General features: G+C 45.0%; 15 protein-coding genes. 9 read left to right on the top strand and 6 right to left on the bottom strand.

Translation table 11 applies throughout. From position 1 onward, the window contains the following. Window positions 1-178: 178 nt before the first annotated feature. Window positions 179-1,435: a restriction endonuclease subunit S gene (locus AWU56_RS10235; protein WP_286682464.1), complete on the bottom strand. Its 1,257-nt coding sequence runs from the start codon at window positions 1,433-1,435 to the stop codon at window positions 179-181. Then, window positions 1,425-2,945: a type I restriction-modification system subunit M gene (locus AWU56_RS10230; protein WP_286682463.1), complete on the bottom strand. Its 1,521-nt coding sequence runs from the start codon at window positions 2,943-2,945 to the stop codon at window positions 1,425-1,427. Before AWU56_RS10230 ends, AWU56_RS10235 begins: the two co-directional genes overlap by 11 nt. Before the next feature lie 260 nt (window positions 2,946-3,205). On the opposite strand from AWU56_RS10230, the gene AWU56_RS10225 reads away from it, so the two are divergent. Together AWU56_RS10225 and AWU56_RS10220 are read left to right on the top strand one after the other, a co-directional pair. Next, window positions 3,206-6,547, top strand: a complete 3,342-nt coding sequence (locus tag AWU56_RS10225) for an STY4851/ECs_5259 family protein (protein WP_286682462.1) — start codon at window positions 3,206-3,208, stop codon at window positions 6,545-6,547. A gap of 9 nt (window positions 6,548-6,556) precedes the next feature. After that, the gene (locus AWU56_RS10220; protein ID WP_286682461.1) at window positions 6,557-12,856 is read left to right on the top strand and encodes a DEAD/DEAH box helicase; all 6,300 of its coding nucleotides are present in this window, start codon (window positions 6,557-6,559) and stop codon (window positions 12,854-12,856) included. A gap of 326 nt (window positions 12,857-13,182) precedes the next feature. Here AWU56_RS10220 and AWU56_RS10215 read toward each other — a convergent pair whose 3' ends face one another. Next, window positions 13,183-13,653 (bottom strand): hypothetical protein, encoded by a 471-nt coding sequence (locus AWU56_RS10215; RefSeq protein WP_286682460.1) that lies wholly within the window; start codon window positions 13,651-13,653, stop codon window positions 13,183-13,185. A 198-nt stretch (window positions 13,654-13,851) separates the two neighbouring features. Further along, complete coding sequence (locus AWU56_RS10210; RefSeq protein WP_286682459.1) at window positions 13,852-14,211, bottom strand: hypothetical protein; 360 nt, start codon at window positions 14,209-14,211, stop codon at window positions 13,852-13,854. A gap of 231 nt (window positions 14,212-14,442) precedes the next feature. On the opposite strand from AWU56_RS10210, the gene AWU56_RS10205 reads away from it, so the two are divergent. The 7 genes from AWU56_RS10205 (at window position 14,443) to AWU56_RS10175 (ending at window position 19,354) form a co-directional block, all read left to right on the top strand. Next, entirely contained in the window at window positions 14,443-14,766 is a 324-nt protein-coding gene (locus tag AWU56_RS10205; protein WP_286682458.1) for a hypothetical protein, read from the top strand. Between the two features lie 49 nt (window positions 14,767-14,815). After that, window positions 14,816-15,154, top strand: coding sequence for a tRNA-binding protein (locus AWU56_RS10200; RefSeq protein ID WP_286682457.1), 339 nt, complete (start codon window positions 14,816-14,818; stop codon window positions 15,152-15,154). Window positions 15,155-15,183: 29 nt separating this feature from the next. Further along, complete coding sequence (locus AWU56_RS10195) at window positions 15,184-15,549, top strand: cupin domain-containing protein (protein WP_006955661.1); 366 nt, start codon at window positions 15,184-15,186, stop codon at window positions 15,547-15,549. A gap of 50 nt (window positions 15,550-15,599) precedes the next feature. Beyond that, window positions 15,600-16,739, top strand: a complete 1,140-nt coding sequence (locus AWU56_RS10190; RefSeq protein ID WP_286682456.1) for a TraB/GumN family protein — start codon at window positions 15,600-15,602, stop codon at window positions 16,737-16,739. Window positions 16,740-16,813: 74 nt separating this feature from the next. Next, window positions 16,814-17,680 (top strand): AraC family transcriptional regulator, encoded by an 867-nt coding sequence (locus AWU56_RS10185; RefSeq protein ID WP_286682455.1) that lies wholly within the window; start codon window positions 16,814-16,816, stop codon window positions 17,678-17,680. Between the two features lie 11 nt (window positions 17,681-17,691). Next, on the top strand, window positions 17,692-18,231 hold the full coding sequence (locus AWU56_RS10180) for a DUF924 family protein (protein WP_286682454.1): 540 nt from the start codon (window positions 17,692-17,694) through the stop codon (window positions 18,229-18,231). A gap of 103 nt (window positions 18,232-18,334) precedes the next feature. Next, complete coding sequence (locus AWU56_RS10175; protein ID WP_286682453.1) at window positions 18,335-19,354, top strand: zinc-dependent alcohol dehydrogenase family protein; 1,020 nt, start codon at window positions 18,335-18,337, stop codon at window positions 19,352-19,354. 69 nt (window positions 19,355-19,423) lie between these two features. On the opposite strand, the gene AWU56_RS10170 is transcribed toward AWU56_RS10175, so the two are convergent. Both AWU56_RS10170 and AWU56_RS10165 read right to left on the bottom strand, forming a co-directional pair. Beyond that, entirely contained in the window at window positions 19,424-21,553 is a 2,130-nt protein-coding gene (locus AWU56_RS10170; RefSeq protein ID WP_286682452.1) for a TonB-dependent siderophore receptor, read from the bottom strand. Between the two features lie 114 nt (window positions 21,554-21,667). Next, window positions 21,668-22,276, bottom strand: coding sequence for a DUF938 domain-containing protein (locus AWU56_RS10165; protein ID WP_286682451.1), 609 nt, complete (start codon window positions 22,274-22,276; stop codon window positions 21,668-21,670). Between the last annotated feature and the right edge of the window lie 35 nt (window positions 22,277-22,311).

The raw sequence follows: 22,311 nt of genomic DNA, 5'->3' as shown, positions 1-22,311 counted from the left end.
TCGAGCGGTTTCATAATCCAAGAATGCGACGTAGAGTAGCGAATCAAGACAGGAAGTTTACAAACGTTTTAAACCGTCCGTAGAAACGGGGTAGAACCCCTGATGAGCTGTGAGGCGATGGGCTCACGACGAAATTCATCTCTTGCTTCGAACGTTAATTCTGGTTCGTGAGTGACTGTCATGTAGCCTCCTTATCTAACTTTACGCGGCGCTTTCCGGTAAGCAATTGTTGCATGAGAGCTTTCTTCTCATATTTAAGACGCACTAGCTGTTTGCTTAATTGAGCTGTCACATTGTCAGCGTTTGATAGAACTGATGCTATTTTAATTTGCTCATTGATTGGGGGCACCTTGAACTCGAATCTTGTTGTTAATTGCTTTTTGGATAAATTGTACCGTGTAGCCCCTTGACCAAGCTTTGAAATTTTTCTCCTCGAGCTTTCGCTACGAAATAAATGTTGTGCGAACTGGGGGGTTAGTGTTTCAAAGTCATTTAAACGAAAGCCGAAACAGAACGAGTTTAGATAAAGAGTTTCTACATCGTCTATAAGTACAGAAGACATCCCTACCTCTTCGATAATTTCAGAGGATGTTGTAAAGAAGATATCGCCAAATTTGACGGCTGACTGATTTTCTCCTTCATTCACTTCAACATAATCAAGCTCATTCAAGTCGACCCGGGAATTCTTGAAGATGTTTTTGTAAGGGATATACGGCGTACCTTTTCCAAAGTCTGCTTTTGATTTGCCGGCTAATCCAGAAAATGTATTACCAATGTCCTTCAACCTGTACCTACTCCACTCCCCACTAAAACGCACACCATTTTCATCCAGCAGGCGCTTTTTGCCGGTGAGCAGTTGTTGCATAAGGGCTTTTTTCTGCTGCTGGCTGTTGGCGAGCAGTTGCTCGGTGGTGGTGATGGCCTTATCCCAGGTTGAGAGGATTTGGGCTATTTTCTTTTGTTCTTCTAACGGGGGTAAAGGAAAACGAATAGAGTAGAAGTCTCTGTGATTTAAATCTGGAATCGTACTGCTTCCGGCTTTTACTAAGATTAAATGCTGAACCCTAGGAGAGCGCAGATAATTAACTAGGAATAACCGGTTGACTAGAGAGCGTTCGAAGTCCATCAAGAAAAAGTTATTATGGAAAGCGCCTTCGACACCAGTTATCACTATTCCGGTATTACCTGTTCTTGTCATTAATACGTCATCGACCTCACAAACAACTCTTCTCGAGGGCGACTCAACGTATTCGCGCTCTTGATTTTTATTTTTAATCGATTGAATCGTTATATACTCAACAGCAGTTGGCGTAGGCTTTTTGAGCCTTTCAGATATTGGAATTTGTAAACCTTGTCTGACTTGCATAATCGAGCCTAAGTCTACATTTTTCCAGCCTTCTGGTAACTCTTCTAGGTCAGAAGGTTTAAGCACCATAACCCAACTCCTCCAGATATTTCTCCATCTGGCTTTCCAACTCATCAAGTTCGCTTTTGAGATTTTGGCGTTCAGCTCGCACGGCCATCAAATCGATTTCTTCTTCCTCTTCGAAAGTATCGACGTAGCGGGGGATATTCAGGTTGTAGTCGTTTTCCTGAATTTCTTCGAGTGTTGCCAGGTACGAGTATTTGTCGATGGTTTCGCGGTCGCGGTAGGTATCGACGATTTTCTGAATGTTGTCGTCGCTTAGCTGGTTTTGGTTTTTACCTGACTTGAATTCTCGTGAAGCGTCGATGAATAAGACGCTCTCGTCTGATTTTGATTTTTTGAAAACCAGAATAGCGGCTGGGATGCCGGTACCGTAGAAAAGCTTCTCCGGTAGACCGATAACGGCGTCTAACAGATTTTCGTCAATCAGTTGCTGACGAATTTTACCTTCTTTGGAGCCTCGGAATAGTACACCGTGTGGTACGACGACACCCATACGCCCACTGCCGGGCTTTAGGGTCTCTATCATGTGCAGGATAAACGCGTAGTCGCCCTTGGTTTTTGGCGGTACGCCACGACGGAAGCGACTGAACTTGTCGTTCTCTGCGTCATCATGACCCCATTTATCCAGACTAAAAGGTGGGTTGGCGGTCACGATATCAAACAGCATCAGGTCGCCGTTTTTATCCAATAGCTTAGGATTGCGAATGGTATCGCCCCATTCAATTTTGTGGTTGTCCTCGCCATGCAGAAACATGTTCATTTTGGCTAACGACCAGGTGGAGCCGATAGCTTCCTGACCGAACAGGGCATACTCTTTACTGTCGTGATTTGAGACAACTTTACGACCACACTTCATCAATAATGAGCCGGAGCCACAAGCCGGGTCACAAATGCTGTCTCCGGGTTGCGGGTCGAGTAGCTCGGCAATTAAGTCTGATATTTCGGGTGGGGTATAAAACTCACCGGCTTTTTGGCCACCGCTGGCTGCAAAGTGTTTAATCAGATACTCGTACGCGTTACCGATAACATCCAGTGAACCAACGCGGCTCGGTTTTAAGTTAAGCTCTGGCTTGGCGAAGTCTTCGAGCAGGTGTCGCAGAATATCGTTTTTCTGCTTTTCTTCACCGAGCTTATCGGTATTAAAGCTGATGTCCTGGAACACACTTTTACCAGCGTCTTTTAGCTTGGTGCCGTTGGCTTCTTCAATTGCGTGTAATGCCTGGTCAATACGCTCGCCATTACCCGGCTCATAACGACGGTCATAGAGCGCGTAAAAGCTAGCATCACGCGGTAACACAAAGCGTTCGCTCTTCATCATCTCTTCAATCAGTTCAGGCTCATCACCATGCTGGGCTACGTATTGGTCGTAATGGTCCTGCCACACATCCGAGATGTATTTAAGGAAAAGCATGGTCAGAAGAAAGTCTTGATAGGTTCCGGCATTTATCGTACCGCGAAAGGTGTCACAAGCGTTCCAAAGTGCTTTGTTGATGCTGTCCTGGCTAATCGTTGTCATTTTTTCTAACGTCCCCGTACAACCTGATTGTAAGCGTTATTGTTATCCATTATTTGCAGTCATTATGCCACGGAAAAACCTAATGTCACTGCCAGCAGTATGAACTTATGGGTCGAACTCCAGCTTCGTTGAAAGCGAGTACTTTATTGAAATTAAATTCAAATAATAACTTAAACATAATGTGTGATAAATTGGAGTTGATCATCTAGAAGATTCAATTTAAATTTATTTCATAATTACAAAAATATAATAATCAGAACATGGATAACTGCAAAGCATGGATGAACGAGTTCCTTTTTACTCGAGAACTATTTCAAGGTCCGCAAGGCGATCCGTTATATTCTTACCAAGTTACAGCTGACGAATTTCAGAAGCTTATCGCTCTTTTAACTCATGCAAATCTCATTAAACACCCTCCGAAAGGACTGCCACACTATACGGGCGCAGCATTTTGTCTTTTGGTTGCGGAGTATTATCGTCGACAGTACACCGGTGAATATTCAACCAAGCCTATTGAAGACTTGATTTCACAGAAAATATCTCAACAGAATCGTGCTCAGCTCACGCTAAGCGGATTAGCTTTTTGGCGTCGTGAGCCCATAAAAACCGAGAACCGGATATCGTATTTAGGTTCATTGTTTGCTGAAGGAGGGTTGCCATGGCCTCTCTTAAATAGTGATACTCATGGTTTTGGTCGGGCAATTCGTCGTGGTATTGGTGCTTATTATAAAATTGCCGCAATGGATAAGTCGCTAACGTCATTGATGTTAGATAATCAGGAAGAATTACCGCAAGTATTCCGTACTATTCATACTGCTAAGTTACTCTCAGGTATTGTCGAACGCTTAACTAAGCTTACTGAGGCTTACCCGCTGCGAGAGGTGAAAAACCCAGCTGAATATTTGGATGAGCATGCTAAGGGGTGGAATAAAGATTTTCCTATACCGTTAGATATTGAAAATGGGCGACGCTTGATTAACGATTGGTTAATACAAGCAGAGAAGAGCCGTCATCAAAGTGCACTTGAGAAGAAGCGCCAAGCTGAGCTGTTATCTGAATTCACATCAGACAATTATTTTCAATTATCAAACCGTGGTGTCGATGTGACTTCCGAAGTGGTTATCCCGCGGGAGTTAAAAATTAAGCGCAGTGAGCAAGAGATAATATCTACTCGATTTGAGCCGTTAATTTATGAAGGCAACCGACTTATTTTTCGTGGCTCACCGATATATGCTAGCCTCGATCAGAAGCAAGACTGCATTCAGTTAACTTTCAAACGAACACGAGTTGAGGTTAAGCGCAGTGCCAGTGCCGAGCCACTTACTTTTAAATTAGTTTCACATGGTAGTGTTGTTTTTAATCGCACAATTGAAAATAGTTTGCTTGATTTGGATGCTTCGCCTTTGGTTCTTACTGAGCAGGCTGATCGCTGGTACATCGCTGGTTCTGAGTCCTGTTCTATCGCCGAAACGAGTGCCCGTTTATGGTTACCGAAGCAGTGCCAATTTGGTAAAGGTGAATCGGCTGCGAATTTGATTAAGGTCTATGATTTCGGCACATTGTATGAATTGTCGTCGAATGCATTGATTACAAACGCCGATAATGATGAATTTGAGATCCAACTTTGTAAAGCGCAACCACGTTCATTTATTCGAGTGATAGGGCATGAAACCAATTGGTCGACTTTACCGATTACCACCTATTTTGAATTTCCTAAATTGAACTTAAGTGATGACGCAAACTTTGCACTTGAAGATTTGCGCATATTCGTCAATGACAGGCGTGTTTTGAACCTGAACCATTTGTCTAATATTTATGGTCGTGTTCAGTTGGTTATAAAAGACAATTTCGATAAAACACTATTTCGACGGACCTTCGGTGTCGTTCCTCACGATTTAAAGATTCGTACACGGCCAGCTCGATCAGCAACCCCAGCATTTATTCAGTTTATGACCTCGGCTCGTTGCCAAGTAACGCCTAATGTTGCCAATGGCGCAGCCAACTATGTTGTCATTGATGAATTGGATGCCGGCAAATTCAGTTTGACCACGTGCGATAACAAAGCTCCAGTTTCTTTTAACGTGGATGTTTGCAGTGACAAATGTTCTAAACCAGTAACACTTCGTGTGCCATTTCCGGTCGCTGGAGCACGAATTATTACCCCCATGGGTGACGCGTTTGAGGGGACATCACTGCTGCTTGATGGCTTGTTAGGGCATCGGATTCAATTAACCAATAGTAGTGACAAAAGACAGCGTTTTAATATTGCCTTAAACGTTATGTCGAGAGGGCAGGTTAAGTACGTCAAAGATGATGTCGTATTTGTTGATCATTTGCCGATTGAAATTAGTTTGTTTGGCATGCATCGAGAAATTACCAAGTTGCTTGGTAATTTAAGCGATCAAGATGCGGCTGTGCAGTTAGTTATTCAGCTAGGTCAAACGGTTTTAAAGCGGGTAATCATACAGCGTTATAACGCGTATTTGGAACGTGATGGCTATGACCTTGTTATTAAAGACTATGAATGTAATGACATTCGTGCTCCCATTAATTTACGAGCAATTAATATAATTAACCCTGAACAGCATCCGCTAATTATTGAGCCAATTTTATCGGCTGAAACACCCACTGGACGTTATGCAATGGATAAACTGATCAGTTCGAATACAACATGGATCGTTCATTCAGATGCCGATGCTGAATTGAAAGTTCGGCCCTATGTTCAGCCGGGCGACGAGGTGGAAACCTTGGTGGAATCGGCTGATTTAGGCGCTTTAACATCATTACACTCAGCTTGTAATTTCTTTCACCCAATAGAGCGCCCGAACCTTATTCGCGAACAGATCGAAAAAATGGCAGTGGATTATAATCACTCAGGTTGGAACTATTTAAGTATTTTAAAGCGGAAATACGGCCATCTTCCGCTCTCAAGTTTCGAAGCCTGGCGCGCGTTAGGGTGCAATAGTGATGCGCTTGCTTTAGCTGTATTCCGGCTTGAACTTGATTCAATGTTTTGTGAACGCATTAGCGATGAGCTGGCGGTTGTCTGGGAATTTATTCCTGTGGATACTTGGCGATCAGCGCGAACGTTATTTGCTAATGCGATAATGAAGTTAGGCGTTCCTGAAAGTTACGCGGACATTACGGTCCGAGAGCGCGAAGTTGCACTTAAAGATATCGTCTCGGCGTTTGAGTACTTGACTGACTATATACAGACCGGTGATGTACAAGCCGTTCGTCAATATCCGTACGAGAGGATTATTCCATGCTGGTATCAAGAACTGCGGCGTTTTTTTGCTGAAAACGATAATTGGCCGATTGATTTGTCACATGAGTTAAAAGCATTTGTGATGGCGTCGAGTTTAGGTGATGGCTTCAAGCAAGTATCTAGTATTGGTTACACCGATGCGGTGGTTTATTTGCCGATGTTTGTTGCCTGTATTACAGCCGGTCTAGCTAGTCCGAAAAGTTTAGGTGTGCCAACATCGCAATTGAAATTTGCAGTGACAAATCTGTCTGATTTTGGTCGTGAAATGTGGTTTAGGCCAGTACATGCAGCTACCACCGCTTATTTAATCGCTAATAATAATAACCCAAATTAAGAGTAAATCATGAATTTTTTCCAGGCATTAATTGAACAATCTCAAAATCGGATTAAAGAAGCGACGTTGGGCGTATTAGGTATACGTAATGAAGGCCTTCGCCGGCATATTGAAAAGCAATTTAGCGATTGTTTAGGTGCAGAAGGTAGTTTTTTGGCCAATCCTGTATTTGAACATACATTTGGCTGGACGCCTGGAAAGAAGAGTTTTGCCGAATTGAGCCCCGAATTATTGCATCCGCAATTAATTAAAACGTTGCACGAAGCACCTAAATACGAGTTCGATAAATCAATCAAACCATATAAACACCAAGTTGAAGCTTGGCAGGTGTTAACCGATAAAAAACCGCGTTCAGCGGTAATTACTACGGGGACAGGCTCAGGTAAAACCGAATGCTTTATGGTACCCATTCTCGATGACTTGATTCGCGAACAAAAAGCAACACAGAGCGCATTAATTGGTGTTCGAGCACTGTTTCTTTATCCGTTAAATGCGCTGATTAACTCACAGCAAGAGCGACTCGATGCGTGGACACGCCAGTTTGAAGGCGATATTCGCTTTTGCTTATATAATGGTAAAACTGAGCACAAGGCCAGCAAATCTGAAGTGCGTAAACGCCAAGCGATATTGAAGAACCAAATACTATCGCGTGAATTACTACGAAAAGAGCCTGCTCCGATTCTAATGACTAACTCTACCATGCTTGAGTACATGCTGGTACGTCAAGTTGATAGTCCTATTTTGGAAATTTCAAAGCAGCAGCAGTCGCTACGCTGGATTGTATTGGACGAAGCTCACACCTATGTTGGTTCGCAAGCAGCGGAGCTATCACTGCTATTGAAGCGGGTGGTGAATGCGTTTGGGCGTCAGTCGAAAGATATTCGCTTTGTGGCGACGTCGGCAACTATTGCTGATGCTAATGCAGAGGAAAAGCTTCAGCATTATTTGGCCGACTTGGCCGGTGTTCCTATTGAGCAGGTTTCGGTCATTACGGGTCGTCGAATTACCCCTCAATTAAGCGGTGGGTGGCTAGAGCAGTCAACCCCGTATACACTTGATGACGTCAATGCAATTGACAGCGCTGAGGAGGTATCTGCGTCGCGTTTCAAAGCTCTATCGTCGAGCGCTATCGCGAGTAAATTACGTGCGACAATTCTTGATACTGACAAGCCTCAGCGACTAGATGACTTAGTGGCGAGTGTAGCGCCTTTATTGGAAGGAAAAACGTTGCAACAGCAACAAGTCGAAGTTCTGAGTTGGTTAGACGTGATGACAGGCACGAAGGGCGATAAGCAAGGCGATCCGTTTTTGAAGGTTCGAGCACACTTTTTTCAACGGATGCTGCATGGCTTATGGGCTTGCGTTGACCATAGCTGCAATGTCAAGCCAGCCGAGCTCAATAGTTTTCCGTTTGGAACCGTTTACGTAACAGAGCGCTCACATTGTGATTGTGGAGCGCCAGTTTTTGAAGTCGTATTTTGTAACGAGTGCAGTGAACCGCATTTATTAGCAGCAGATCAACGCGGAAAATTAACTCATCGAGTTTCTCGGGGTGTAGATGAGTTTTCATTGAACATTGAGCAAGATGATGGTGATGACACTCCTGCCGACGATGAAAAAGAAAGCATTTTACGCGGCGTAAGCTCCAATGTTGTGATTGGTGCTGTGACCTCTGAAAACGAACATTATTGTTTGCAAAGCCTTAATAGACAAACAAGCGAGTTCGCTGTTATTGACGATGAGTACATTTCTATAAAAATAGGGGTAGGCGAGATAGATAACTGTTCGGCTTGCGCTAGTGAGACGGATTCAAAAGGTGACTTTTATCGTGGCGCACATTTAGGTGCACCGTTTTACATAACCAATGCGGTGCCGACCGTTCTTGAGTTTTGCCCTGATGCGGACAAAAAAGATTCAAACAAGCGCAGCCCAGAAGAGCTGCCAGGCCGTGGTAGGAAGCTCATTACATTTACTGACAGTCGTCAAGGGACAGCACGAATGGCTGTGCGCATGCAGCATGAGGCTGAACGCTCGCGTATTCGTGGTCTAGTATTTCAATTACTTCAACAAAAGAACCTAGAGTTAATAGGTGGACAAAAAGCTGCTGAAGTGAACGAAAAAATTGAAGATCTTCGCATGGTTATTGCGTACGCAAAGCAATCAAAGCAGCATGACAAAGCAAGTAAAAAAGAGCAAGAGCTCGAGCGACTACTTAACGAACAGCAAGAGCCTCAGACGGTAAATGTTTTATATACCGATTTGGAGAATCGCTTTATAGAGCAGCATGACATTAAAAGTGCCATGTTAAAATACAATAAGTATGCAAACCCGCGATTATTTGGGGATGAAGGTGGACCACGTCGTCTTACTCAGTTGCTGATGATGCGTGAATTTTCTCGTCGTCCAAAAAAGCAAATCAGTACCGAAACCTTAGGGTTAGTTGCTGTTGGTTATGAGGGTCTTGAGCAGGTTCGCAGCTGCCCCCAATTCTGGGAAGAAACCTATGCGCATAATGCAACCGATAATTTGAGAGAGCGCTCCAAGCTTACGCTCGATGACTGGAAGAACTTTCTAAAAGTTGCATTGGATTTCTATGTGCGAGAAAACCGCATGATGCGTATGGACGATGATCTACAGAACTGGATGGGCAGCTTGTCGACGCAAAAGTTTCTGTTTTCGCCTAACGCTGATATTCAAGAAAACCCGCGTATAAGAAAATGGCCGCAGGTGCGAACGGCGAATAAAAATCGCTTGGTCAAACTACTTGAATTGGCAACTGGTCTTTCGGCCGATCGCGCTGAAGACAAGGATAAAATTAACTTATGGCTGATGCGGGCGTGGAAGGATTTAACGCAGCATCAAATACTCAAGCAATCTGGCAGTAACGGGTTCCAGTTGGAATTATCTTCGTTAAATTTTTCGTTGCCACGTAAAGCTTGGTTGTGTCCGAATACATATAGGCTTATCGATACCACGTTTAGAGGATTAACGCCGTACCTCCCGCGCAAGCTTACGGATGCTGATTACCGCTGTGAACTGGTTACGATGCCCGACTTTACCGAGCTATCTTCTCTTGAGTCTGGTATTGCGAAAATTAGGGAAGTACGCGAGAAGTTACATACTCATCCGACAGTGCGCGAATTGCGCGTGAAAGGGGTATGGAATAATCTAAGTGATCGTATTGTAGAAGGGGGCTTCTACTATCGTACAGCTGAACACTCGGCACAGCAGTCGGCAAAAACATTGTCAAACTATGAAAATTTATTCAAGTTAGGTGATATCAACGTTTTAAACTGTTCAACAACCATGGAAATGGGCGTCGATATTGGAGGTGTATCAGCCGTTGTGATGAACAATTTGCCGCCGCACCCAGCCAATTATTTGCAGCGAGCAGGCCGTGCTGGTCGACGCAAAGAGTCGCGGGCAATTGCTTATACTTTGTGTAAAGCCGACCCGCATAACCAACGTGCTTTCCGTAACCCAATGTGGCCTTTTGTGACAGCTATTCCTGCCCCAAAAGTGATTCTGAGTTCGCGCTCAATTGTTCAGCGCCACGTTAATGCGGTGCTGTTAGCGGCGTTCTTAAGAACGTTACCTGATGAGGGTGATCGTACGCGGTTATCGGCAGAATCATTTTTTGGTGGCGAACCATCAGCATGTGAAACGATGTTGGCATGGATGGATGATTCGCGCGACGAGTTTACCGATGCCGTTAAGTCGGTGATTAATCAAACTAGCCTAGCAGGTGAATCATTAAATCAATTAATTCTAGCCTCGAAAGACAAATTAGCTGATATTCAAACCGAATGGTTGGAGGAGCGGCAGCGCATTCAAGCCTTGCATGACACCGCGACGGATGAGCCCTACAAGCGGGCACTAGCGTTTGAATTAAGCGCACATAACAGTCAGTTTTTATTGAAGGGGCTGATTAGCAGCACGTTTTTACCCGGACATGGGTTCCCAACGAATGTGGTCGAACTGGATCACAAAAACATTGAAGACTTTAAAGAAAGCAAACGACAAAAAGAATTCAAAGAACGCGAAGACAATGTGTTTGTAAACAAAGAAAAACCTTCGCGCAGCCTCAATATTGCGTTACGTGAATATGCACCTGGCGCAACGTTAGTTATTGATGGGCGCGCTTATCGTTCAGAGGGTATTGTGATAAAAGATTTCACGAATCCAGGTAATAATGATGACATTCATTTTGCGGTAGCTTGGCGTTGTGAAAAGTGCGGTACTACAGGTGTTCGTGAAAATGCTTATGCCAATAGTCGCGATCTGTGCTGTTCGAATCCGCAATGTCGCGCGCTAATTCCCGAGCGTGAAAAGGTGAGCACCCTACGTCCCACAGGGTTTTTAACCGACTTTTGGAAGCCAACAAGCAACGATATTCTTACTCAGAAGTTTATTCCGGTGGCTGAACCTCGAGTTAGCCTAGTAGGCGAACAGGTTACGTTGCCTAACAAAGATTGCGGCTTTGTAAGGTTCGGCCACAATGGGCAAATTTTCCATCACACCAAAGGTGAATATGGCTATGGCTTTGCAGTATGTTTAGCATGTGGTCGTGCAGCATCAATGACCGCGGCAGATACGATTCCTAGTGAACTGGATGTGTTGAAAGATCACCGTCCATTAGGTGGGGCTGTTGCCGGTGATTTTAAGGAATCTTGCTCGGGTGGGCATGTTAAATCAAATATTGCGCTTGGGTATCAAGTACGCACCGACGTGCTTGAAGTATGCTTGCGTAATCCGCTTCAACAACAGTGGTTAACAACGAGTGATGAGCACCATGTGGTGGCCGATACGTTGGCGATTGCAATGCGCGAGGTGCTGGCTGAGCAATTAGGTATTTCGCCAACAGAAATTGGCTTTTCTACGCGCGAAGAACTGGATTTAGAGAATGGTGCGCCACGAATGGTAATTCAATTGTTTGATGAAGCAAGCGGTGGTGCTGGTTTCGTCATTACTGCCATAGATGACTTGGTCGGCTTATTACGCGCAACCCAAAAGCAGCTTGAATGTCCAAGCCAGTGTGACACGGTCTGTTCTCATTGTTTAGCCGGCAATGACTCAAGTGTCGAGCGTTTTGAACTAGACCGTCGGGCAGCTATCGCTTGGCTTGACGAGAGTCAAATTCTTGAACACCTTGAGTTACCACAAGAATTTAAGCAAATTCCTGATGCAGCGTTTTGCTCATCTGGTGTCTTACGTGCGTTCCATATGTTGAAAAATCGCGCCAAACACACGAACGAATCCATTCGCGTCATTTTACCAATGAATGGCGATACTGAGCGCTGGGATCTCAGTGCAGATACGTTTCGTTCCTTTATTTTAAATCTAATTACCATCGATAAGGTTAGTGTAACTTTAGCTTTGAATGGCAGGCAGGTATTGGCTAATGATTTGAAACGCACTTTAAAAAACCTTGAGTATTTAGGTGTAGAAATAAGTTATGGAGAGAAAACTGGTCTGTCCAAAGGCGTCGCCCTGGGTTTTCAGTTAATAGCAGGCGACAAAACATTCAGCTTGTTAAGTAACTCGGAATGTACAACTGAAATTAATGGCGATTGGTTAACCGATGATGATGCAGTTTGGGTTAGTTCAAGTGAGTTTCCAACATTACAGCTAGCACCTTGTAATACATCTGATTGGGGTAATTACGAAGGCGCAGTTACTACGAAAATCGTATATGTTAAGCAGGAGCTTGATGGCGCTTTATTGCAGTTGCCACTCCGCATGGTTGGCTTACTTCAACGCGAGTTCCCGTTATTATTAGAGTTAATAAAAAACGACACATTGCTTTCTATAAGCTATTCCGATCGCTATTTGAAAAGCCCATGGGCAGTGATGATGCTTATGAGTTTTATTAAGTTGTTCAATAGGTGCGAGCCGAAATCAATTTCTATTACAGCATTAAAATCTGAAGCGAACATAGTAGGTCATTTGGTATTCCACGACTGGAGCCTTGATTACGAGCAGCGAGAATTTATGGAACAGCTAATCAGCAGAACTTGCCCAAGTGCAAATTGCACAACAATTACACTGAAAGATAATCCGCAGGAGCTGCAACATTCTCGCAAACTTGAATTGAAATGGGCTTCCGGGCGAACCATCGAAGTGATATTTGATCAAGGTTTTGGCTACTGGAAAGCTTTCAGCACAAGTTATGCAGCGCGTCAGTTCCCTTTCGAAGGCGATTCTACATTGCAAGTAGATACCTCTATGAAAGTAAACGAACACTTAGAAATGCGGCATTCGGGCAATTGGCTTACAATTATTACATTGAATGAGGTGTTACAAAACTAGAAGGGGGACGAACGGACGCCTATCAGCATTAACTTTAAAAACGCCCAAGCAGCTTGCCGAATACTTGGACTGATTCGCGGAGCTAAATTCGTAAGCGTCCTGTAAACTGCGCGAGCGACCAAGATAATTGTCGCTGGCGCCTTTATCGCGTCAGATTGGAGGTCCCAGTAACTGTATAAGGACGCTTTTTTAGTGATGAAAATCGCGCAACGTCACAAGGCCGTGCACAAGGAGCTGGGTATTGGCGTTTTGCCTCAGTATTTTGGGTAGCTCGCGCCTTAGGCGCCAGGATGGATTCAACATTTATAGCTCGTGGCATTGCTTGTTTATTTCTCTGCACTCGCCATTGCTATAAACATTTCTGAGAACATCGATTGCCACTCAGCCAGTTGTTCTGAACTGAGAGAATCGAGATCTTTTTCGACTTGGTTGAGATCCATAAATGTTGAGCAACCTCCTGTTAAATACAAGTTATCTTGAGTTTTGTGGGCAAAAATCAGAAATCGGTTGCCAACCTGAGGAGCAGGCCCGCCGCACGAGTACGTCTCGATGTTAGTTTTGATGAAAACAGATGCAGGCATGCCATTACCTTTCCAGATTTGTTCTACTTTTATTTTTGTCTTGTAAAATGAGGTATGCCAGTCACCTGGTGTTTTTTCGGTTTTAAGCGCAACACCCATGAAAATGGCATCATGTTCGTTAATGACATCGTTAATACTTTTTGCTGTGCTGACACACGAGCAGCCCATCGCAGTTAACGGTGAAAGAGCAATAACTAATAAAATAATTTTTAGCATGTACGAGAGACCTTTTGGGTGCAGCTGCACTTACAGCATTGACTATAAAGTACCCTAGTACTTAGGGTTGTCTCAGAAAACTTCACAAGGCAGGTGCTTAAAGCTGGCGTAATTACTGGGCTTTTTGGAAGCCAGTGACGAACAGGTTAACTAATAGAGCCATCGTAAATAAGATGGCTCTCAAGGAACGAGCTGCTTTTAATTAACGTTACAACCATTGCGGCTCGTATCAATTACGAGATCGCCTTCGACTTTGTACTGCACATAACCGAAAAGAAATGCAAATGCTTCGGAGTCCGCGGTGACATCAGTCAATGCGACAGCACAAGGGTTGGTTTCAATTGCTCTGTCGGCTGCTTCTTTCACGCTTGGTACACCTAAAGGAACGAGAACAATATACTTTGTGTCGATCCCTTCTACACGCTCGCCTTTAGCAAATTGGCCGTTATTGAGATCGACGTTTTTAGTCGATGCCAAGGTAAAGTCAGCGATTCGTTGAGCACATCCTGTCATGGCGAGAGTAGCTAATAGTGTGGCGGTTAAAGCTAGTTTTTTCATTTTATATCCCTATTAAGTTGAAAGTCCGATCAAAAAAATTTACATTTTTATATTCCATATATCGGATGAGTAAATTATGTAGCCATAAAGCGAGTGTGTCAATCTTGTGACTGCCCCATAGAGGTAGCTCGCGCCTTTGGCGCGAGGAAGGAGCTATCGATTTTTAACTGGTCAAAGTATGCATAAACAGATAGTTTGGAAAGCAGGTCATTAATATAAAGGTTTATTATAATGGAGTATGAGCTCAAAAAAATCGACGTTAAACAAAACGCAAAAGTACTTGCTGCTGTCGCATTTATAATCAATTTATTTATATCAGTATTTGGTTTTATTGCTCTCGTGTTTGGCATTCAGACGACCGTCTCTTTTGATTATATCATTTCAATTTCCGTGCAAGGTTTAGTTTGGAAAATCGGCCTACTGCTGTTATCCCCGATACTGATGTTTATTCTCGCCTACCTATCATTTGCAGTCGTGTTTTTGCTGTACAACTACGTTGTTAAATACACGGGTGGTTTAAAGCTATATTTGGTAAATGCAGAGAATGATGCGTAATTAACTCTACTCATTAATGCGTAATTGGAAAAATCACTGAGGGCGACTTATGGAACCTATTAATTGGGCTGATTTTGAAAAAGTCGATATTCGTGTTGGTACGATTGTCGATGTTCAAGCTTTTCCGGAGGCGCGTAGACCTGCTTATAAGTTACAGGTCGACCTCGGTGACAAAATTGGCATTAAAAAGTCGAGCGCGCAAATCACTGACTTATACACACCGGATGAGCTACTCGGTAAGCAGGTGTTAGTGGTCGTCAACTTTCCACCAAAGCAAATCGGTCCGTTTATGTCGGAGTGTTTAGTGACCGGACTGCATCGAGCTGATGGCTTTGTCGTTCTGTCGACCGTGGATAGGGATGTACCCAATGGGTCTCGGCTGGCATAGTCAATGAAGCACACTAATAAGGAAATCAAATGCCACACAACGCTATCAACTTTAAAGAAAAACTAGGTCTGTTTAACGAACAGTGGTCGCCTAAGGTCATTGCAGAGATGAACGACTATCAATTTAAAGTGGTCAAGCTGCAGGGCGACTTTGTTTGGCATGATCATAAAGATACTGATGAGACTTTTATTGTGCTTGCGGGTAAGCTGCGTATTGACTTTAGAGATGGTCATGTTGAGTTATCCGAGGGTGAAATGTACGTCGTACCCAAAGGCGTCGAGCACAAACCCTATGCTGAGCATGAAGCTCACGTGTTATTAATTGAACCTCGTGGCGTGGTAAATACTGGCGACGAAGAGGATAGTAAAACGGCGGCGAATGATGTTTGGGTTTAGTTGATACGTGATACGTTTATAGTGATTAGAACAAAAAACTAGGCTTTACCATGAATAAATTAGCGCTACTTCTGGCTCTCATACCTTTTTTATTAACGGCATCAATAAACGCCAACGAGGTGTCGCTCGACCAATTTCCTGAGCAGTTAAGAAAGGGTGAGGTGAACGGCATCTTGTCGCAGTTTTCTGAGCAACCTCAAATGTTGGCGCAGGTCTACTCGATTATGGGACGTCCTGATAAAGCCTATGACTTGATACAGCGTTTTTCTAACGCGCCATTTTGTAATGACGTTGGCGGTTATGAAAAAATCTCCGGCGAAGCGAGGGTAAAGTCGATGCTCGCTGACGAATCGATTTTTATGATCAACGAGAACCACTTTAATCCAGCATCACGAACGCTTACGATGACATGGTTACCGTGGCTCAAAGCACAAGGTTTCACTCATATTGGTTTTGAGGCGTTAGAGCCTAACGAGAGGAGTAAAGACGGCTTTTATTCTCAAGAGCCGATGATGTCTAACTTGATTAAAACTGCCCAGAAATTGGGTTTTGAGGTGTTCGGTTATGAGGCAGAGAAGTCAGTCCCTGAAGATGCCGGCTTTGTAGAGCGTTTTGAGTTTAGGGATAAGCAACAAGCCGAGCATGTTGTCGCTGAAATTAAGAAAGCGCCCAAGGATGCTAAGTTTGTGCTGTTTGCTGGCTGGGGGCATGTCGGGGAAGCGCCGCTGCGAGGACCTGACTCAACAACTTATCGTGTGCTGGGTGATTTTTTGAATAACACCTATGGCTATGAAACCTTTAGCGTTGATACCACCGCTTGTGCTTTTGAACCGGTTGATGAAAGCCCGACCACAACCTACACGTATTTAAATGATGGTAACGTACTGAATGTTGGCAGCGTGCAACCGGTCGATAGCCAAATCCGCGTACCTATGGCACCCGCTGATAACCCGAGTTACTTTCGCCGATTGCTAGGCGAGGCATTTCTCCCAGATACGGATAGCTGGCCGCCGAGTACGGCCGTCATTTTACAAGCCTATTATGCGGGTACTGATGTGGTGGCTGATCGAGTCTTATCGGAAGCCAATAAGAAAAGACCACTGTACCTTGATGAGGGTGAATACCGTGTCACGCTGCACGATTTAGATGGCAACCTTCTGTGGCAACAGCGTGTTAATCGAACGTTGTGAATTGAGCAATTTTAATCAAGCCTGACAACCTCAGTTGGGTTTTAATGATGACCTGCTGAGGGGGAATGTGCGGTATGACGAACTATCAACGTCGGTTTTTGGAAGTGATCAACTACATAGAAACACACCTTGATACCGATCTTGACGTTAATGCGTTATGTCAGCACGCCTATTTGTCTAAATACCATTTTCATCGCCAGTGCTCGGCATTCTTTGGGATGTCTGTGATTAAGCTCGTGCGGCTACTGCGACTTAAACGGGCGGCTTATCAGCTCGCTTATAGAGATCATGGCAGTATTTTGGATATCGCACTGGCGAACGGCTACGAGAGTCACGAGGCATTTTCGCGGGCGTTTAAAAAGTATTTTGACAAAAGCCCATCCGATTTTCGGGACACACCGAACTGGGCTCCTTGGCACGCTCAATACGACCCCATATTAATGCTAAGGAACAACATAATGAGTAACACCGATAACTTTAATGTCGATGTGGTTGAGGTTGATGAAATTGCAATTGCTGTGATGCCACATCGTGGCGCCCCAAATCGGTTGGGACAAACGATTCAAAAGTTTATTGAGTGGCGCAAGCTGAATCGACTTCCACCGAGTAAGAGTCGAACGTTCAACTTGGTGTATGATGACCCCAATACGACGGCGCCGGAAGACTACCGATTTGATCTGTGTTGCTCCGCAGAGCAGTCCGCTGACCCCAATGACTATGGTGTTGTCGATAGTGTTATTCCTGCAGGCAAATGTGCGCGAGTGAGACATACGGGTAGCGATGACGCGATAGGTATTGTGGTGAATTTTTTGTACACGCAATGGCTAGCGGATTCAGGTTATGAAATCAGAGATTTTCCGATTTACTTTGAACGGATAAGTTTTTTCCCTGACGTCCCAGAGAGTGAAATGATCACCGACGTGTATTTGCCCATTAAATGAGGAGCTTAACCATGAGCCCACAGACCGTCATCGACTTTTGGTTTTCGGAACTGACGCCTAAAGACTGGTTCACTAAAAGTGATACGTTGGACAATACTATCAAGCAACGCTTTGGCGATACGCTAAAAGCCGCAGCACAGGGAGAATGCTGGCGCTGGCGCGAGAGCGCAGAAGGGCGCCTCGCCGAGATTATTATGTTGGATCAGTTTTCACGTAATATTTTTCGTGATTCGGCGCGGGCATTTAGTCAAGATGCAATGGCGCTGGTTTTAGCCCAAGAGGCGGTCGCTCAAGGAGCTGATGATCTGTTAACTAATGATCAAAAAGCGTTTTTGTATATGCCTTATATGCACAGCGAATCTCCGCTAATTCACGAACAAGCCGTGGCGTTGTTTGACCAGCCAGGATTAGAAAACAACTACAAATTTGAGTTAAAACATAAAGAAATCATTGATAGGTTTGGCCGGTATCCGCATCGCAATGAGGTGCTCGGACGTTCTTCAACCGCTGAGGAGTTGGTATTTCTTCAGCAGCCGGGTTCGAGCTTCTAAATCCGAACAACGTATTTGTCACTCGCTTGAGCGATTTTTCGTGATCCAATACAGTTGATGAAAACTACAATGGAGAACGACTCCCAGTTAAAGGATCACGAACATGACAGACAAGATTAAGGCGCTAAAACTCAAAGACCCTTTTGGTTTAGATAATATCGAAGTGACGGAATTGGATGATCCCGGTCAGCCTGCGGCGGGAGAAATCCGTGTGCGGGTTAAAGCCAGCTCATTGAACTTTCATGACTACGGTGTCGCCGCTGGCTTCATTCCTACCGAAGATGGTCGCATTCCGATGTCAGATGGTGCGGGCGTTGTCGAGGCCGTGGGCGAGGGTGTTGAAGAGTTTGCTGTGGGTGACCCTGTGGTTTCAACGTTCTTTCCCTACTGGCAAAGTGGTCCAGCGCCTGTGGGCGACTTTAAGCAAACGCCCGGTGATGGTATCGATGGGTATGCCCGTGAAGTGGTCGTGCGCCCGGCTCATTTTTTTACTCACCAACCTAAAGGCTATAGCCATGCTGAATCGGCAACGCTAACTACGGCGGGTCTTACCGCCTGGCGCGCGTTGGTCGTCGACGGCGGCATTAAACTAGGCAACTCGGTGTTGGTACTGGGTAGTGGCGGTGTTTCGGTATTTGCGTGCCAGCTCGCGAAGAGCCTGGGCGCGACGGTGTTTGCGACCTCATCATCGAACGAGAAACTCGAGAAATATAAAGCATTAGGTGCCGATCATCTTATTAACTACAAAGACGATCCTGACTGGGGTAAAACGGTGCGCAAGCTGACGGATGGACGCGGTGTTGACCACGTTATTGAGGTGGGCGGCCCCGGTACGTTACCGCAGTCAATTAACGCCGTTGCCATTGCCGGCCATATCGCGTTGATTGGCGTGTTAACCGGTAGTGCGGGGGAAGTCCCAACGGCTAAGTTGATGGCCAAGCAAGCGCGTTTACAAGGACTTATCGTGGGCAGTTGCGATGATCAAAAAGACTTTGTGCGCGCGCTCGAAGCCAATGGCGTGAAACCTGTTATCGATAAGACCTTTGGTCTTGAAGAATTGGCTGACGCATTCCGTTACGAAGAGTCGGGCAAGCACTTTGGCAAGATTTGTTTAGCGTTTTAACTCGTTGCTGACTAATCCAACACCGTGCAGTGCCCATGCGCACTGCGCGGTGTTTACGTTAGCGACAATTTACCAAGCGTACTTCACAGATAGTTCAAAATTACGTTCCGCACCGAAGAAGCCTTGATTATAAAAATCGATGCTTGAGTAATATTTTTCGTCAAAGAGATTATTGACGTTGAAGCTCAAGTCCCACTGAGGTGTCAGTTGGTAGCTTGCCATTGCATTAACCACGGTGTAGCTGTCTTGAGTAAATGTTTCACCATTAGGACCAATGCCAGGGTTCGAGATATCACTTTGCCAATTCGCGTTAACACCCACTTTTAACGCATCAGACGCTTGAAATAGCACGCTGGTTTTGACCATGTTTTCGGGCAAGAACGGGGCATAGTCCGAACCGTCACGATCCGTTGACTCATTGTGCGTATAGCTTACAAAGATGTTTAACGCGTCATTGGGTTTACCGTTTAGTTCAAGCTCATAACCTTCACTTTCTGCACCAGCAACACCTATTGACGGATAAATGTTGGTGCCCGGTAATGGTTCTGCAGCATCGGGATCAGTGATGGCTAAGTTATCCTCTTTAACCTTGTAGACTGCGAAACTAGCGGTAAGTGCTTCGTTAAAGAAGTCACCCTTTATACCGATTTCTGTGTTGGAGCCCTCGACGGGGCCGACCAGCTCAAAGTTTGCATCAATGGCGCTTTGAGGCTTAAAGATCTCCGTATAACTTGCGTAAGTCGAAATAATATCCGAGATATCATAAACGATGCCGAAGTACGGGGTGTTCACGCCCGAGTTCTTAAAGTCACTCGGTGAGAAGGGTGACTCTACGGTTGTTTCGTAAGTCGTTAAACGATTGCCAATGATGGTCGTGAGTTCATCAGTCAGACTCAGTTGTGCAGCCGCGTAGATACCCTGCTGCTTGTACGACTCAAAGGTGCTGTAATTCGGTGTTTGGTTAAAGTCAACGGGCTCTACACCGTTACCCCAGTCAAAGATACTCGGCACCGTAATAGGGTCATTAGTGCCGTATGATACTGAATCAACGGTTTGTTTTGAGTGCAAGGCGCCGGCAGTGAGCTGGTGTTCACGTCCAAACAGCTCAAATGGCCCCGATACTAAGAAGCGTACAGATGTTTGTTCACGGTCGGCGACATAGTGGTTAGGCGAGGTACCTAAACCTGTGCCGGCTTCTTTGTCGGGAAAACCCGAGAAGTAGAGCAGGTAGCCATCCATTTCTCCTTCTCGACGCTCAACATCAAACTGAACATCCCAGCCGTTATCAAAGGCGTGTTCGACTTGTACGAACGCGTTTGTGCTTTGACGATCCCAACGGTTCCAAGGGGATGCTGTGGTGGTGCTTACTGGCAGATCGTCCGCTTGGGTGCCATCCGAATAAAATAAAGGTAGTGCGCCCCACATACTACCTTTCGGGTTGCGTTCACTATAATCTGCACCGGCGGTTAAACGTGTTTGAGTGGTTAAATCAGCGGTTACTACCGCATAAATTTGTGCGTTTTCTTTTTCTGATAGGTCAACATAGCTGTCGCCTTCCTCGTAAGCCATCGCGACACGCGCTTTGACATTACCCGTTTCTGACAAGGTCTGCGAATGATCGGCCTCAAAGCGGTAATTGCTCCATGAACCAATCCCCAAGCTGGCATAGCCGCCATCTTCAGCTTTTGGACGCTTACGAATCAGGTTGATAGCCGCGGAGGGTTCGCCTGCACCAGTCAGTAGACCGGTTGCTCCACGAACGATTTCAACACGTTCGAAAATAACCGAGTCTGCGAGCGCTTCGCTAAAGAAGCTGTTATAAGCGATAGGCACACCATCAAACTGGAAGTTAGTTACATCACGGCCTCGCGAGCGGAAGAAAAAGCGATCAGTCTCGGCCTGCTGTGCTTGTATGCCCGGTGCAAACTGCATGACATCGGCTACGGTGTCTAACGCAAAACCATCGATAAAGGTGCGATCGATAATTGAGATTGACTGAGGCGTTTGTCGCAATGTGAGTGGTAAACCGGTTGCAGTGGTTGCGCGATCAAGCGGGCTACCCGTAATTTCAATATGTTCAGAAACGTCTTCTGATGGATCTGAGTTTTTCGTTTCAGTGTCTTGTTGCGCGAAAGCAGTAGAGGAGAGTGTCATGCTCGCAATGGCTAAAGCGATACTGCTTTTAGTAAACATGTTCATTAGATATTTTGCCCTACTAGTTAAATAAGCGGTAAATAAGAATGATTATGCTTTGTATTGTATTTGATAATCATTCTTATTTTCAATGGGCAAAGTAAAATATTTAATGGTTAATTAGTTTAGGTTACCTCTGTGAAATTCCAAAAGTTGATTATTAGCAGGCATGGTGTGGCTTTGCGCATGGGTAAAGCCCGCCTGCCTAGCTAGATCTTGAATCCATTCTTTGTCACGAATGCCCATCTCGGGGTCGCGCGTCCTTAGCTTTTCATCAAATGCGCGATTGCTCTGTGAAGTAAACTCGCCACCTTCGTTGAATGGGCCGTAAATACAGACGGTTTGAATACTGCTTAACTCAGCACTAAGCAATGCAAATAAACGCTCTACGCCGGCCGCGGGCATAATATGGCAGGTGTTCGCAGTAAACAGGGCGTCAAACTCACCGGTTGGCAGATCCTCAAATACATTAAAGACTTGCGGGGGCAAAACATTAGAAGGGGCTTGTTTATCGAGCCGTTGATTCAGTCCTGTCAGATAATGCGCTTGATCCGTCGGCTGCCAAGTGCAGTGGGGCAGGTGTTGGGCAAAGTACACCGCGTGTTGACCCGTGCCGCTGCCGACTTCAAGAACGCGCTGGCTGTTGGCTAAAGCACTGTTCAATATCTCAAGAATAGGCTGTTTGTTGTTTTCACATGCTTGTGAGTAAGGCAAGTCATCGATTGTCATATAGCAGGCGTGATTCAAATGTGATTTTGGTCTAA

The organism is Idiomarina sp. T82-3 (assembly GCF_001577655.1).
Taxonomy (GTDB): Bacteria; Pseudomonadota; Gammaproteobacteria; order Enterobacterales; family Alteromonadaceae; genus Idiomarina; species Idiomarina baltica.
Note: the sequence above shows the minus strand (reverse complement) of the source record. Positions and strands in the feature narration are given on the sequence as shown.